At 69.0% G+C, this 13,951-nt stretch carries 13 protein-coding genes and 1 pseudogene; 13 read left to right on the top strand and 1 reads right to left on the bottom strand.

Annotated features, from left to right (window positions below; translation table 11 throughout):
• Window positions 1-54: 54 nt before the first annotated feature.
• Genes A0130_00910 through A0130_00925 form a run of 4 tightly spaced genes read left to right on the top strand, consistent with a single transcriptional unit; the run spans window position 55 to window position 2,401 of the window.
• Window positions 55-582, top strand: coding sequence for a hypothetical protein (locus tag A0130_00910; protein ANF33235.1), 528 nt, complete (start codon window positions 55-57; stop codon window positions 580-582).
• Between the two features lie 2 nt (window positions 583-584).
• Window positions 585-788, top strand: coding sequence for a 50S ribosomal protein L32 (locus A0130_00915; protein ID ANF30432.1), 204 nt, complete (start codon window positions 585-587; stop codon window positions 786-788).
• A 7-nt stretch (window positions 789-795) separates the two neighbouring features.
• A complete protein-coding gene (locus A0130_00920) occupies window positions 796-1,509 on the top strand; it encodes a ribonuclease III (GenBank protein ID ANF30433.1) in 714 nt (237 codons plus the stop codon).
• Window positions 1,487-2,401 (top strand): DNA-formamidopyrimidine glycosylase, encoded by a 915-nt coding sequence (locus A0130_00925; protein ID ANF30434.1) that lies wholly within the window; start codon window positions 1,487-1,489, stop codon window positions 2,399-2,401. The genes A0130_00920 and A0130_00925 overlap by 23 nt, the downstream gene beginning before the upstream one ends.
• A gap of 151 nt (window positions 2,402-2,552) precedes the next feature.
• Here A0130_00925 and A0130_00930 read toward each other — a convergent pair.
• Window positions 2,553-3,641 (bottom strand): annotated as a pseudogene (locus A0130_00930) (hypothetical protein).
• A gap of 191 nt (window positions 3,642-3,832) precedes the next feature.
• Between A0130_00930 and A0130_00935 the strand changes: the two are divergent.
• The 9 genes from A0130_00935 (at window position 3,833) to A0130_00975 (ending at window position 13,947) form a co-directional block, all read left to right on the top strand.
• Window positions 3,833-5,059: a branched chain amino acid ABC transporter substrate-binding protein gene (locus A0130_00935; GenBank protein ID ANF30435.1), complete on the top strand. Its 1,227-nt coding sequence runs from the start codon at window positions 3,833-3,835 to the stop codon at window positions 5,057-5,059.
• 116 nt (window positions 5,060-5,175) lie between these two features.
• A complete protein-coding gene (locus A0130_00940) occupies window positions 5,176-6,183 on the top strand; it encodes a branched-chain amino acid ABC transporter permease (GenBank protein ID ANF30436.1) in 1,008 nt (335 codons plus the stop codon).
• On the top strand, window positions 6,180-7,427 hold the full coding sequence (locus A0130_00945) for a branched-chain amino acid ABC transporter (protein ANF30437.1): 1,248 nt from the start codon (window positions 6,180-6,182) through the stop codon (window positions 7,425-7,427). Before A0130_00940 ends, A0130_00945 begins: the two co-directional genes overlap by 4 nt.
• Window positions 7,424-8,335, top strand: coding sequence for an ABC transporter ATP-binding protein (locus A0130_00950; protein ANF30438.1), 912 nt, complete (start codon window positions 7,424-7,426; stop codon window positions 8,333-8,335). Before A0130_00945 ends, A0130_00950 begins: the two co-directional genes overlap by 4 nt.
• Window positions 8,322-9,035, top strand: coding sequence for an ABC transporter ATP-binding protein (locus tag A0130_00955; protein ID ANF30439.1), 714 nt, complete (start codon window positions 8,322-8,324; stop codon window positions 9,033-9,035). The genes A0130_00950 and A0130_00955 overlap by 14 nt, the downstream gene beginning before the upstream one ends.
• 127 nt (window positions 9,036-9,162) lie before the next feature.
• A complete protein-coding gene (locus A0130_00960) occupies window positions 9,163-9,735 on the top strand; it encodes a hypothetical protein (protein ANF30440.1) in 573 nt (190 codons plus the stop codon).
• Entirely contained in the window at window positions 9,735-10,106 is a 372-nt protein-coding gene (locus A0130_00965; GenBank protein ID ANF30441.1) for a hypothetical protein, read from the top strand. The genes A0130_00960 and A0130_00965 overlap by 1 nt, the downstream gene beginning before the upstream one ends.
• Complete coding sequence (locus A0130_00970) at window positions 10,103-10,339, top strand: hypothetical protein (GenBank protein ANF30442.1); 237 nt, start codon at window positions 10,103-10,105, stop codon at window positions 10,337-10,339. Before A0130_00965 ends, A0130_00970 begins: the two co-directional genes overlap by 4 nt.
• A 59-nt stretch (window positions 10,340-10,398) precedes the next feature.
• Entirely contained in the window at window positions 10,399-13,947 is a 3,549-nt protein-coding gene (locus A0130_00975; protein ID ANF30443.1) for a chromosome segregation protein SMC, read from the top strand.
• The last annotated feature ends 4 nt before the right edge of the window (window positions 13,948-13,951 follow it).

The following is a 13,951-nucleotide window of genomic DNA, read 5'->3' on the forward strand; positions in this document are numbered from 1 at the left end:
TAGTCCCTCGTGACTACGAAGAACTCCCCGTACACCGTCAATGTGTACGACCTCATGCGCCATCCCGGCGCCATGCGCGAGCAGCGCATCAGCATCCCGGTCACGGAGAAGCTCGGCGAGGGCCTCATCAGCGTGCCCGAGGGCGAGACCATCGATCTCGACCTCCGGCTCGAGTCGATGCACGAGGGCATCCTCGTCACCGCGGACGCCCAGAGCACCGCGGTCGGCGTCTGCGGTCGCTGCCTCATCGACATCGAGCAGCCCGTCCAAGTCGATTTCCAGGAACTTTTCGCGTATCCTTCTGACGAAGCTTTCGATTATGAGGTTCACGACGACCACGTGGATCTTGAACCTCTGATCAGGGATGCGGTGGTGCTGTCACTGCCGTTTCAGCCGGTGTGCCGGCCGGACTGCCCGGGTCTCGACCCCGAGACCGGGGAGAGGCTGGCGGATGTACCGGACCGCGAGCCCACCCAGAACATCGATCCTCGATGGTCTGCGCTGCGTGGGTTGGCCGGTTTCCAGGCTTCCGACACCGATGACCACCCGGATGTTTCCGGAACGAACACAGAGAAGAGATAGCCATGGCCGTCCCCAAGCGGAAGCAGTCGCGCGCCAACACCCACGCCCGCCGTTCGCAGTGGAAGGCCTCGGCCCCCACGCTGGTCAAGACCATCGAGAACGGCAAGGTCACCTACAGCCTCCCGCACCGCGCCAAGGTGGTCGAGGACTCGGCGGGCACCGCCCTCTTCCTCGAGTACAAGGGCCGCAAGGTCGCCGACGTCTGATCGTCGCGTGGTCTCTGAGAAGATAGACCGCACTGCACTCCTCCAGAAGCTCGGGGTCGATATCGACCCCGAGCTTCTCGAGCTTGCGCTGACACACCGCTCGTACGCGTACGAGCACGGCGGCATCCCCAACAACGAGCGCCTCGAATTCCTCGGCGATTCGATCCTGGGGCAGGCGGTCACGGTGAAGCTGTTCCGCGAGAACCCGCACCTCGACGAGGGCGAGCTCGCCAAGCGGCGCGCCAGCCTCGTCAGCTCCGTCGCGCTGGCGGAGGTCGCCCGCGGTATCGGCCTGGGGGAGTACCTCCGACTGGGCCGTGGCGAGAACCAGAGCGGCGGACGCGAGAAGGCGTCGATCCTGGCCGACACGGTCGAGGCGCTGATCGGCGCGACGTACCTGGACGCGGGCGGCGACGCCGCGACCGCACTGGTCCTGCGCCTGATCGAACCCCTGCTCGACGACCCGGACCGGTTCGGCGCAGCGATGGACCCCAAGACGAGCCTGCAGGAGGCGGCCGCCCACCGCGGCGCGGGTCTGCCCGTCTACACGGTCACGAATACCGGGCCGGACCACTCCAAGACCTTCCACGCCACCGTCGAGGTCGGCGGACTGGTCACGGCGACGGGCGAGGGCACGAGCAAGAAGCAGGCCGAGATGGCCGCGGCGCTCAGCGCCTGGACGGAACTGACGAGACGACGTGCCCGAGCTTCCCGAGGTTGAGGTCGTCCGCGCCGGACTCGCCCCCGCGGTGACCGGCGCGACCATCCTCGGCGTGGAGGTCTTCGAGCCGCGGTCGCTGAAACGGCACGACCCCCTCGCCGGCGTCTTCGAGTCGCTGCTCACCGGCCGCACCATGCAGGGGCCGGTCCGCCGCGGCAAGTTCCTGTGGATCCCGCTCGAGGGCACGCCGCGACGCGCCATCGTCGCGCACCTCGGGATGAGCGGCCAGATCCTGCTGCGCGAGCCCGGGACCGTCGAGGCCGGCCTGCTCCGCATCCGCCTGCACATCGAGAGCCCGGACCACGGCGAGCTCTGGGTTCACTTCGTCGACCAGCGCATCTTCGGATCCATGGCCGTCGACTCCCTCGTGCCGACGGACGACGGCGCACACGGCGGCCTCGGGACCGACGAGCCGCTCATCCCGACCCAGGTCACGCACATCGCCCGGGACCCGCTGGACCCCGCGTTCGACGACGCCCGCTTCGCTGCGGCGCTCGCCCGAAAGAACACCGGCATCAAACGCGCCCTGCTCGACCAGACGCTCGTCAGCGGCATCGGCAACATCTACGCCGATGAGGCGCTGTGGGCCGCGCGCATCCACTACGCCCAGCCCGCGAACTCGCTCGGCCGCGCGAAGGTCCGCACCCTCCTCGCCGAAATCCGTCACGTGCTCGAGAAGGCGCTGGCCGAGGGCGGGACCAGCTTCGACGCGCAGTACGTCAACGTCAACGGCAACTCGGGCTACTTCTCCCACAGCCTCAACGCCTACGGCCGCCAGGGCGAGCCCTGCCCGCGCTGCGGCACCCCGATCGTCCGCGAGCAGTTCATGAACCGCGGCTCCCACTTCTGCCCGCACTGCCAGCGCTTGCGCGTCCCCCGCGCCGTCGCCTGAGCGGTCGACGACCTCCTCCCTTCCAGCTGCGTACAGAACGGAGGAGATCAGCCACGACACTCCGTTGGTTGTTACGAAATGGAGGAGAGCGCCATCGCGCGGAGTCGCACACTCCTCCGTTTTGCTCGACCGGAGGCGGGCACGCCGCCGACTACTCCAGCGTCTTCTGCCAGTGACCCGTCAGCGCGTGGGGCCGGAACCCGAACGCGCGGTTGATCGCGAGCATCGGGTCGTTCTCGTCGGCGTTCCAGGTGAGGATGCGGCGGATGTGCGGCGCCCGCCGTCCGAGCTCCTGGATGTTGCGCAGCTTGACCGCCGTGCCAAGGCGGTGGCCGCGGTGCACACGGGCGACGAGGGTGTCGTACTGCTCCGCCTTCGTGCCGTCCGCCGGCACCGCGAGTTCCGTGTAGGCGGCGATCTCGCCCGTCGCCTCGTGCACGGCGGCGGTCACGAGCAGCGGCTCGCCGCGCGCCACCAGGGTGCGCTCCTGCGATCGCACCCGCTCGCCGTCCCAGTCCTCGGGGTCGACGGCGATGCCGGTCTGCGGGATGTCCGTCGCCATCCGCGCCTTCATCGCCGCGAACCGCTCCAGCAGGTCGTCCGGCGCGGCGCCCCACCACGACACCAGGCGGAAGCCGTGCAGCGGCATCGTCAGACCGGCCTCCAGCGCAGGGGGCAGCGGCAGGTGCAGCTCACTCGACCGCTCGATCTGGCCGAGCGTGTAGCCGTGGTGCAGGGCGAAGCGCACGTCGCGCGACTCGCGGGGAGTCCGGCGGTGCCGGCCGGAGCCCGCACCAGCCGGTCGGCGCCTTCGAGCGTCCGGATGGGGTGCTCGGTATACGTCGAGATCACGCGGCGTCCGCCGTCCGCCGCCAGCTCCTCGCCCTTCTCGAGCAGTGCCGTCCCGATGCCCCGCCCGCGCAGCGCGGGCACCACGTCCACCAGCAGCGACACGGTCTCCGAGTCCTCGTCGAGGGGGAAGATCGCCTCCACCCGGCCGACGATCGCGCCCTCCTCGATGGCCACGAAGACGATCCGCTCGGTGTACTCCTGCTCCCGGTAGGCGGCCAGCGCCTGCTCGGCCGTCTCGACGAAGTCCTCGTCGCCCCACAGGTCGACCACGATGCCGTTCAGCACGCCGTTGAGCTCCTCGAACGCGGCGGCTTCCGGGGTCCCGAGCGCATCCGGGATGGGCAGCCGCATCACGCGCAACGTGCGACACCTCCTCGAGCCGGTCCACGAGAGGCTTCAGCCTATCCACGGCGTCACGCGGTGTGAAGCATCCCGAACGGTTTGGTTTCGATCGTGTAAATCCCGCTCCCGAATGGTGTGGCATTTCGTTGCGCGCACGGTAGTCTCAGCACACCTATTCGTGGTGCGACGAGGCAACAACGCCGCGTTCGCGACGAATTGAACGTCGAGAGGCAAGAGATGCTACGGAAGAAAGTCACCATCGGTGCGGCTGTTGCAGCGTCAGTCGCACTGCTCCTGGCTGGATGCGCGAATCAGCCGTCCACCGGAGGATCCACCAACGGGAACTCGTCCAAGGTCGACATCCCGGCGATCACGTCGGTCGATGTGCCCAAGGACGCGGTCCTGCCCGCCGGCGACGGAAAGGCCACGTGTCCTGCTGGCCTGACCATCGGCTACGTGGGCGCCGAGACCGGCCCGAACGCTCAGCTGGGTATCAACATCTACAACGGCATCCAGCTGGCCATCAACCAGCACAACGAGGCCAACAAGGGCTGCCAGGTCGGCTTCAAGAAGTTCGACACCGAGGGCGACCCGAACAAGGCGACCGGTCCGGTCACCCAGGCCGTGAACGAGTCCGACATCGTCGGCGTCGTCGGCCTCCCGTTCTCGGGTGAGTCGAAGGCCACCGGCAACATCTTCGAGCAGCAGGGTCTCGTCCACATCACCCCGTCGGCCACCAACCCCGGCCTGACCCAGAACGGCTGGAAGACCTTCTTCCGCGGCCTGGGCAACGACGCGGTGCAGGGCCCGGCGGCGGCCAAGTTCCTCACGGGCAAGCTGGAGGCCAAGAAGGTCTACCTGGTCCAGGACGACTCCGACTACGGCATCGGCCTCGGCACCCAGACCTCGAAGGCGCTCGGCGACGCGCTCGTCGGCACCGACAAGGTGACCACCGGCCAGAAGGACTTCTCCGCCGTGATCTCGAAGATCATCAACGCGAAGCCGGACGCGGTCTACTACGCGGGCTACTACGCCGAGGGCGCTCCGTTCGACCAGCAGCTGGTCAACAAGGGCTACAAGGGCACGTTCGTCGGCCCCGACGGCGTGAAGGACGACCAGTTCATCAAGCTGGCCGGCGACGCGTCCAGCAACGCGTACTTCACCTGCCCCTGCATCCCGGGTGAGCTCATCACCGACTTCGAGTCGGCCTACAAGAAGCTCGCCAGCGCCGAGCCGGGCACCTACTCGATCGAGGGCTACGACGCCGCCACCGTCCTGCTCTCGGGCATCGACAAGGGCAAGACGACCCGCGCCGACCTCCTCTCCTTCGTGAAGGACTACGACGCCGACGGTCTCAGCAAGCACTACAAGTGGGACTCCACGGGTGAGCTGCAGGCCCCGGCCGTCTACGGCTACAAGGTCGAGAACGGCAAGATCGTTCCGATCGGCACCATCGGCCAGTAACGACAGCCGGGAGGGTGCCGCGGGCCCCGGCGGCCCGCGGCACCCTTCTTTTCGGACTACGCTCTTCACATCGATCGGATCGACGGTGATCCGGCCCAGAACCCCTGGATGCTCGAATGCTAGAAACCCTCGTCCTCCATCCCGCCCTCGATAGTTCCTGGATCAACTTCGACGTCAACGCGCTCGTCCAGAACTTCTGGAGCGCCACCTTCGACGGCCTCACCTTCGGAGCGGTCTACGGCCTCATCGCCGTCGGCTACACGCTGGTCTACGGCGTCCTGAACCTCATCAACTTCGCCCACTCCGAAGTGTTCATCGTCGGCGCCTACGGCGTCGTCGTCACCCTCACCAGCCTGGGCTTCGGTCCGAGCGCCCCCAACCTCAGTCCCGCGGCGATCATCGGCGACCTCATATTGGCGTTGCTCGTCGGCATGGTCGCGGCAGGTGCCACCGCGTGGATCCTGGAGCGCGTCGCCTACCGGCCGCTGCGGAAACGCAACGCGCCCCGCCTGGTGTTCCTCATCACCGCGATCGGCGCGTCCTTCACGATCCAGTACCTGATCTTCTTGATCCGGGGCGCGAACGCGGAGCCGGCGGTGACCATGTTCATCCCGCAGCCGATCTTCGACGTCTTCGGGACGATCGTGAACAGCCAGCAGCTCATCATCGTGATTGCCTCGGTGCTCCTGATGGTCGGCACCGACTGGTTCATCCGCCGCACCCGCACCGGCCGCGGCATCCGCGCGGTGGCGCAGGACCCGGACACGGCGACGCTCATGGGCGTGAACAAGGAGCGGATCATTCAGATCACGTTCATCACCGGCGGTATCCTCGCCGGCGCCGCCGCCCTGTTCTACGTGATGCTCGTCCCCTCGGGCGTCATCTACAACGGCGGCTTCATCCTGGGCGTCAAGGCGTTCGCCGCAGCCGTCCTCGGCGGCATCGGCAACGTCCGCGGCGCACTGCTCGGCGGTCTGCTGCTGGGCGTCATCGGAAACTACGGCCAGATCCTGCTCGGCGACTCGCAGTGGACCGACGTGGTCGCGTTCGTCGTCCTGGTCCTGGTGCTGCTGGTCAAGCCCAGCGGCATCCTGGGCACATCGCTCGGAAGGAGCCGCGCATGAGCATGACGGAAGGTCCCCGGGTCCTCCCCGACGGGCGCGAGGAGCAGGCGGTCGACTCGTTCGAGGCCGCCCGCGGCAAGCGCGCCAACGGCCCGTTCCAGCAGTTCCGTGATCGCTGGAACAACCTGCCCCGCCCCGTGCAGTGGGCGTGGCTGCTGATCGTCGTCGCGCTGGCGTACGCGCTGCCGTACCTCAACTTCTTCCCGTTGAGCACGGCGCCCGGCAACGACTGGCCTCTGGCCTGCTTCTCGATGGCCGTGTACGCGCTCATCGCGATCGGCCTGAACGTCGTCGTGGGCTACGCCGGCCTGCTCGACCTCGGCTACGTGGCGTTCTTCGCCGTCGGGTCGTACACCGCGGCGATGCTGACCAGCCCCGACTCGCCGTTCGTCAAGATCCCGTACCTGTGGACGATCCCGGTCGCCATCGCGGTGACGATGACGTTCGGCATCATCCTCGGCGTCCCGACGCTCCGCCTCCGCGGCGACTACCTGGCGATCGTGACCCTCGGCTTCGGTGAGATCGTGCGCATCCTGGCGACGATCATCCCCGCGATGAAGGGCCAGGTCGGCTTCCAGAACGTCGGCCACCCGCCGGGGACCAACGCCGACGGCGTGCCGATCTTCTCCAACTCCAACGGCGTTCCCTGGTACTGGCTGACGATCACGGTGATCATCGTGATCCTGCTGCTGGTCGGCAACCTCGAGCGCAGCCGGGTCGGCCGCGCGTGGGTCGCCATCCGCGAGGACGAGGACGCCGCCGAGATCATGGGCGTCCCCACCTTCAAGTACAAGGTGTGGGCGTTCGCGATCGGCGCCGGTGTCGGCGGCCTCTCCGGTGCGCTGTTCGCCGGCCAGGTCGGCTTCGTCAACAACCAGAAGTTCGACGTGCAGACGTCGATCCTGTTCCTCGCGGCCGTCGTCCTCGGCGGCGCGGGCAACAAGGTCGGTGCGATGCTCGGCGGCGCGATCGTGGCGTACATCCCGCTGCGGTTCACCGTCATCGCGGACTACAAGTACCTGATCTTCGGCATCGCCCTCGTGCTGATCATGATCTTCCGGTCGCAGGGCCTGTTCCCGGCCCGGCAGAAGCTGCTCGCCTACGGCAGGCACGCGTACCGGTTGATGGTGGACGCGGCCAAGCGCAGCCCGAGGCCGGTGACCGGGGCCACCCCGGCCGTCGGCACGGCGACGCTGGACGCGGGATCGCTCGATGGTGACGGCGCGAAGGGAGGCGCACGATGACGGACGCACGCAACACCGCTCCCGAGGAGGAGCCGGCGCTCGGCGCCAACGAGGACGAGCTGGAGGCCGCGGGCGTCGACCTGGAGGTCGCCGAGGCGGCGGCCCCGGACCGCGAGATCGCGGTCGAGGTCGGCGAGAACATCGTGGAGGTGCGCAACCTGACCGTGAAGTTCGGCGGTTTGACGGCGCTCGACGACGTGACGTTCGACATCCGCCGTGGCGAGATCCTGGGTCTGATCGGCCCGAACGGCGCCGGCAAGACGACCTGCTTCAACGCGATGACGGGCGTCTACAAGCCGACCAGCGGCGACGTGCTGCTGGAGGGTCAGACGATCAAGGGACGCAAGCAGCACCAGATCACCCGCATGGGCCTGTCGCGCACGTTCCAGAACATCCGCCTCTTCGGCGAGATGACCGCTCTGGAGAACGTGGTCGTCGGTCTGGACGCGCGCCACCGCACCTCGGTGCCCGGTGCGCTGCTCCGCCTCCCGCGGCACCAGCGCGAGGAGAAGTCGTCGATCGACCGCGGCATGGCGCTGCTGGAGTTCGTCGGCATCGCCGACCACGCCGGATCCCTGTCACGTTCGCTGCCGTACGGCTACCAGCGCCGCCTGGAGATCGCGCGCGCACTGGCGACCGACCCGAAGGTGCTCTGCCTGGACGAGCCGGCCGCCGGCTTCAACCCGGCGGAGAAGGAGGAGCTGATGGAGCTCATCCGCACCATCCGCGCCGACGGGTACACCGTGCTGCTGATCGAACACGACATGAAGCTGGTCATGGGCGTCACCGACCGGATCGTGGTGCTGGAGTTCGGGCGCAAGATCGCCGACGCCAGCCCGGAGGAGATCCGGAACGACCCGAAAGTGATCGCCGCCTACCTCGGGGAGCCCGAAGATGACGTTGCTTGAGCTGAAGAACATCAGCGTTTCCTACGGCCGGATCGAGGCCATCCACGACATGTCGTTCTCCGTGGAGGAGGGCGAGATCGTGAGCCTCATCGGGGCGAACGGCGCCGGCAAGTCGACGACCATGAAGACGATCTCGGGCATCCTCAACCCGTCGAAGGGCAGCATCCTCTTCGACGGAGAGGACATCACCAAGATGAAGGCGCACATCCGCGTGATCCGCGGGATCTCGCAGGCGCCGGAGGGCCGAGGGATCTTCCCGGGCATGACGGTGATGGAGAACCTCGACATGGGCGCGTTCGGCCGCAAGGACCGCTCGAAGATGGGCGAGGACTTCGACCGCGTGTTCGGGCTCTTCCCGCGTCTCGCCGAGCGCAAGACGCAGGTCGGCGGCACGATGTCCGGCGGCGAGCAGCAGATGCTCGCCATCGGCCGCGCGCTGATGTCGAACCCGCGACTGCTGCTGCTCGACGAGCCGTCGATGGGCCTGGCCCCGCAGTTCATCCGCCAGATCTTCTCGATCGTGACCGAGATCAACAAACAGGGGACGACGGTGCTGCTGGTCGAGCAGAACGCCAACCAGGCGCTGGCCCGCGCACATCGCGCCTTCGTGCTGGAGACCGGCGTCATCACCCGCGCGGGCACCGGCCGCGAGCTGCTGTCCGACCCGGCGATCAAGGAGGCGTACCTGGGCGTCGCGTGACGCAGGCAATGCCTTTATGAAGCGCGCCGACCCGTCACGGGTCGGCGCGCTTCTGCGTCTGAAGGGTATGACGATCACTCAACCCTCGTCTAGAATTAGCGAATTCGCTAATCGAAGGACGCCCACGATGCAGCTCAACGCTCAACTCAAGAAGGCCCGCCAGCAAGCGGGTTGGACGCAGAAGGACATCTCGGCGCGCTCCGGCGTCGCGCACAGCACCATTTCCCGGTACGAGAGCGGGAAAGCTGCCGTGACCACCGCAACGCTGGAGACGCTGGCCGACAGCCTGGGCATCACCCTCCTCGCCGTGCCGGGTCGTATCAACGCTGCTGCCGACGTCGCGCAGTTCATCCGGGCGAAGCTGGCCGAAGGGAAGGCGTCGACGGCACGGAGAGCGCTCATTCAGTTCTCCGACGACCTCAGGGCGGGCAATGCGTTCACGACCGCGCTCAGCTTGGCTGTGGAGCCGGACTCAACAGGCAACGCCCATTTCGACGCGGCGATCGCGGGTCTGGCTGAGGTGCGATTGCGGCAACTCGGACTCGAGAGTCCGGAGTGGGTGACAGCGGAGGATCGCTATGCCGACGTCGCCGAGGAGTCGCTCGGCTATCACTGGTCTGCTGAGGACTGGGACGACACCGACCCCGTTCTGCAGTCGCACGGCGTCGTCCTACCGCGAGCCACCCTGGCCAGTGTGTGATGGCCGGCGACAAGATCCTCACGCGAGCCGACATTGTGTGGGGCATCGACCAGATCCGCGCGGGGCTCGGCGAGTTCGGAGCGAGGGGGACGCTGAAGATCATCGGCGGGTCGGCCATGATCCTCGGCGGCCACGCGGACCGGGAAGCCACTGTGGACATCGACGCTGTGGTTCTCGTGCCGCGTCATGCCATCGCCTCAATCGCGGCCCGCGTAGCGCGACAGCGCGGTTGGCCGGAGAACTGGATCAACCTCGAGGCGGCGGGACTCCACCCGGCGTACGCCGGCCGACCGTTGTGGCAGGCGCGTCCGGATCTGTCGGATGACGCCTCACCGTCGAGTTGGCGACGCAGGAGTCGCTGCTCGCAATGAAACTGGATGCGTCGCGGCGCGGGCGAGATGACGACGACATCCGGGCTCTTATGACCGCCTGCTCTGTGGCGTCGATCGCCGAGGCCGACGACCACTTCTCGGAGTACTTCCGCGGCGAGTCGCTTCCGGACAAGGCGGTGGTACTGCTGCGCAGGCTGGGCTATCCGGACGGCGACGAGCAGCTCTACCGGCACATACCGCGGTCCGTCCCGCTCTCCGACCGAAGATCCTGACCACCCCCACCCGGCGTTCCGGCGCGGCAAGCCCGTGAACGTCCGGTAAATTCGCCTGCGTGTACTTGAAGAGTCTGACGCTCAAGGGCTTCAAGTCGTTCGCGCAGCCGACGACGTTCGCCTTCGAGCCGGGCGTCACCTGCGTCGTCGGCCCGAACGGGTCCGGCAAGTCGAACGTCGTCGACGCGCTCGCCTGGGTGATGGGGGAGCAGGGCGCCAAGACGCTGCGCGGCGGCAAAATGGAGGACGTCATCTTCGCCGGCACCGCCACCCGCGGTCCGCTCGGCCGCGCCGAGGTGCAGCTCACCATCGACAACTCCGACGGCGCCCTGCCGATCGAGTACTCCGAAGTCACGATCTCGCGCACGCTGTTCCGCAACGGCGGCAGCGAATACGCCATCAACGGGCAGTCCTGCCGCCTCCTGGATGTGCAAGAGCTGCTCAGCGACTCCGGCCTCGGTCGCGAGATGCACGTCATCGTCGGTCAGGGTCAGCTCGACGCCGTCCTGCACGCCAGCCCCGAGGACCGCCGCGGCTTCATCGAAGAGGCAGCCGGCATCCTGAAGCACCGCCGCCGCAAGGAGAAGACGCTGCGCAAGCTGGAGGCGATGCAGACCAACCTGACGCGCCTCAGCGACCTGGCGGGCGAGGTCCGCCGCCAGCTGAAGCCGCTCGGGCACCAGGCCGAGATCGCGCGCGAGGCGCAGTCCATCGCCGCCGTGGTCCGGGATGCGCGGGCGCGCCTGCTCGCGGATGAGGTGGTCACCCTCCGCCGCACCCTCGACGACCACGGCCGCACCGAGGCGGAGCGGCACAGCGAGCAGATCGTGCTGCAGGAGCAGCTGGAGCAGAAGCAGCTCCGCCGCACCCGCCTCGAGCAGGCGCAGGTGGGGGATGCCGTCGACAGGGCCCGCAGCACCGCCTTCGCCCTGGAATCGGTGCAGGAGCGGCTCCGGGGGCTCTTCACCCTCGCCAATCAGCGCGTCGCGCTGCTCGGCAGCCAGGCCGACTCCTCCGACGCCGCCCCGAGCGTCACCCCGCAGAACGTCCAGGACGCCCGCGACGAGGCCGAGCGCCTGCGCGGCGTGGTGACCGAGGCGGAGGCGGCGTGGACCGCGGCGCAGGCCGCCACCCGCAACGCCCGCGCCCGGCTGGACGCGGTGGATGAGGAGATCGCGGCGCAGAGCGCGCTGGTCTCCCGTCACGACCTGGAGATCTCCAAGCTGAACGGTCAGGCCGAGGCGGCCGCCCAGCGGTTGGCGGCCGTCCGCGGCGAGGTCCTCCGCCAGCAGAACGCCCTCGACGCCGCGACTGAGCGGCGGGAGCGCGCCCGCGCCGAGTTCGCGGCCCGCGAGGCCGAGGCGGCGACCGCGGACATCGGAGAGGGCGACCTCGACGAGGCCTACGAGCTCGCGCAGGCGGCCGTCTTCGAGGCCGAGGGCGAGATCGAGCGCCTGCGCGAGGAGCTGCACACGCTCGAACGCGAACGCGACGCGCTGGCCGCCCGCACCAGCGCCCTGTCGCTCGCGCTCGACCAGAAGGACGGCTCGGCCGCCCTCGTCGCCGCGCGCCTCGACGGCGTCCGCGGTCTCGTCGCCGAGCACGTCCGCGTCCATCCCGGGCACGAGGCGGCCATCGCCGCCGCCCTCGGCACGCTCGCCGACGCCGTCCTCGCCGACGACCGCGGATCCGCGCGCGCCGCCGTCGCACACGCCGCGTCCGGCGACCTCGGCCGGGTCGAGGTCGTGATCGCCGATGCCGCCGCCGCCGACGTCGATCTGACCGGCGTCGCCGGCGTCGTTCCGGCGGCCACCGTGGTGGAGGCGCCCGCGGGCGTCCGCGGCATCCTCGCGTTCACCGCGATCGCCGACGACCTGGAGGCGGCCCAGCGCGCCTTCGAGGCGTTCCGCGGCCGCGCTCTCGGCGGTCCGGTGACCATCATCACGAGGTCCGGCGACGTGCTGACCGAGCACGTCCTCCGCGGCGGCTCCGGCGCCAAGCAGAGCCGCATCGAGCTCATCGCCGACCGGGAGGCCGCGCAGGAGCGCCTGACCGAGGTGACATCGCTCATCGACCGCGCGAAGTTCGCGCTCGCCGAGCAGCGCGGCGTGCTGCAGGTGGCGAAGGAGCAGTCGCAGGCGGCCCTGACGACCCTGCGCGAGTTCGACGCCAAGCTCGCGGCGCGAACCGAGCAGCTCAACCGTCTCAAGGTCCAGCTGGAGGCGTCCCAGGCCGAGTTCGACCGGCTCAGCAAGGCGCTCGAGCAGGCCGCCGAGCGTGTGGCAGAGGCCGAGCAGGCGGCCGAGAAGGCGAAGGCGGAGCTGGATGCGGCCCGCTCGCGTCCCCGCCCCATCCTCGACGTCAGTGCCCGCGACGGCCTGTCGGCCGAGCTGGATGCCGCCCGCGAGGCGGAGGTGGAGGCGCGCCTGGCCGTCGAGACGGCGAAGGAGCGCGTCCGCGCCGAGCAGGCCCGCGGCGAGGCCCTCGCCCGCCGCCTCGACGCCGAGCGGGCCGCCGCCGAGGAGGCCGCCCGCCGCGCGGTCATCCGCAGGCGCCAGCTGGACGCCGCCGAGTCCGTGATCGCCGCCCTGCCCGCGGTGCTGTCCTCGGTCGACCGCAGCGTCGCGCAGGCCCGCGTCGAGCTGGCCACGGCGGAGGCCGAACGCGCCAGCCAGAACGAGGAGCTCGCGACGCTGCGCCGTGACGAGAACGCCGTCCGCGAGCGGCTGCAGGCCATCACCGAGTCGGTGCACGGCCTGGAGCTGCAGATCTATGAGAAGAAGCTGCACCTGTCGAGCCTGCTGGAGCGCGCCGGCAGCGAGCTCGGCCTGGTCGAGGACGTGCTGGTCGCCGAGTACGGGCCGGAGGTCCCCGTTCCGGTGGACGTCGCCCGCGGCGAGGAGCAGGGCGCCGAGCCCGACGCCGAGCCGCAGACGGTCCCCTTCGCTCGTGAGCAGCAGCAGAAGCGCCTCGCCGCCGCCGAGCGCAAGCTCGCGCAGCTCGGCCGCGTCAACCCGCTCGCGCTCGAGGAGTTCGCCGCCCTGGAGCAGCGGCACAAGTTCCTCACTGAGCAGCTGACCGACCTCACTAACACCCGCAAGGACCTGCTGACGATCATCGAGGACATCGACGAGCGGATGCAGACGATCTTCGAGTCCGCGTTCGCCGACACCGAGGCGGCGTTCACGCGCGTGTTCCCCATCCTTTTCCCCGGCGGCCAGGGGAGCATCACGCTGACCAACCCGGACGACCTGCTCACCACGGGCATCGAGGTCTCGGTGAAGCCGGCCGGCAAGAAGATCGAGCGCCTGTCGCTGCTCTCGGGCGGCGAGCGGTCGCTCGCGGCGGTCGCCCTGCTGATCGCGATCTTCAAGGCGCGCCCCAGCCCCTTCTACATCATGGACGAGGTGGAGGCGGCCCTCGACGACGCCAACCTCGGCCGCCTGCTGACGATCTTCGAAGACCTCCGCGAGAGCAGCCAGCTCATCGTGATCACGCACCAGAAGCGGACGATGGAGATCGCGGACGCGCTCTACGGCGTCTCGATGCGGCAGGACGGCGTGTCCGCGGTCGTCGGCCAGCGCGTCGCGCAGGAGCAGGCCAGCTAGCCCG

Source organism: Leifsonia xyli, from assembly GCA_001647635.1.
Taxonomy (GTDB): domain Bacteria; phylum Actinomycetota; class Actinomycetes; order Actinomycetales; family Microbacteriaceae; genus Leifsonia; species Leifsonia xyli_A.

Coding starts and splice junctions, on each gene's coding strand:
- A0130_00910 (ANF33235.1), top strand. CDS start 55: ATGCGCCATCCCGGCGCCATGCGCGAGCAGCGCATCAGCATCCCGGTC.
- A0130_00915 (ANF30432.1), top strand. CDS start 585: ATGGCCGTCCCCAAGCGGAAGCAGTCGCGCGCCAACACCCACGCCCGC.
- A0130_00935 (ANF30435.1), top strand. CDS start 3,833: ATGCTACGGAAGAAAGTCACCATCGGTGCGGCTGTTGCAGCGTCAGTC.
- A0130_00940 (ANF30436.1), top strand. CDS start 5,176: ATGCTAGAAACCCTCGTCCTCCATCCCGCCCTCGATAGTTCCTGGATC.
- A0130_00945 (ANF30437.1), top strand. CDS start 6,180: ATGAGCATGACGGAAGGTCCCCGGGTCCTCCCCGACGGGCGCGAGGAG.
- A0130_00950 (ANF30438.1), top strand. CDS start 7,424: ATGACGGACGCACGCAACACCGCTCCCGAGGAGGAGCCGGCGCTCGGC.
- A0130_00955 (ANF30439.1), top strand. CDS start 8,322: ATGACGTTGCTTGAGCTGAAGAACATCAGCGTTTCCTACGGCCGGATC.
- A0130_00960 (ANF30440.1), top strand. CDS start 9,163: ATGCAGCTCAACGCTCAACTCAAGAAGGCCCGCCAGCAAGCGGGTTGG.
- A0130_00965 (ANF30441.1), top strand. CDS start 9,735: ATGGCCGGCGACAAGATCCTCACGCGAGCCGACATTGTGTGGGGCATC.
- A0130_00970 (ANF30442.1), top strand. CDS start 10,103: ATGAAACTGGATGCGTCGCGGCGCGGGCGAGATGACGACGACATCCGG.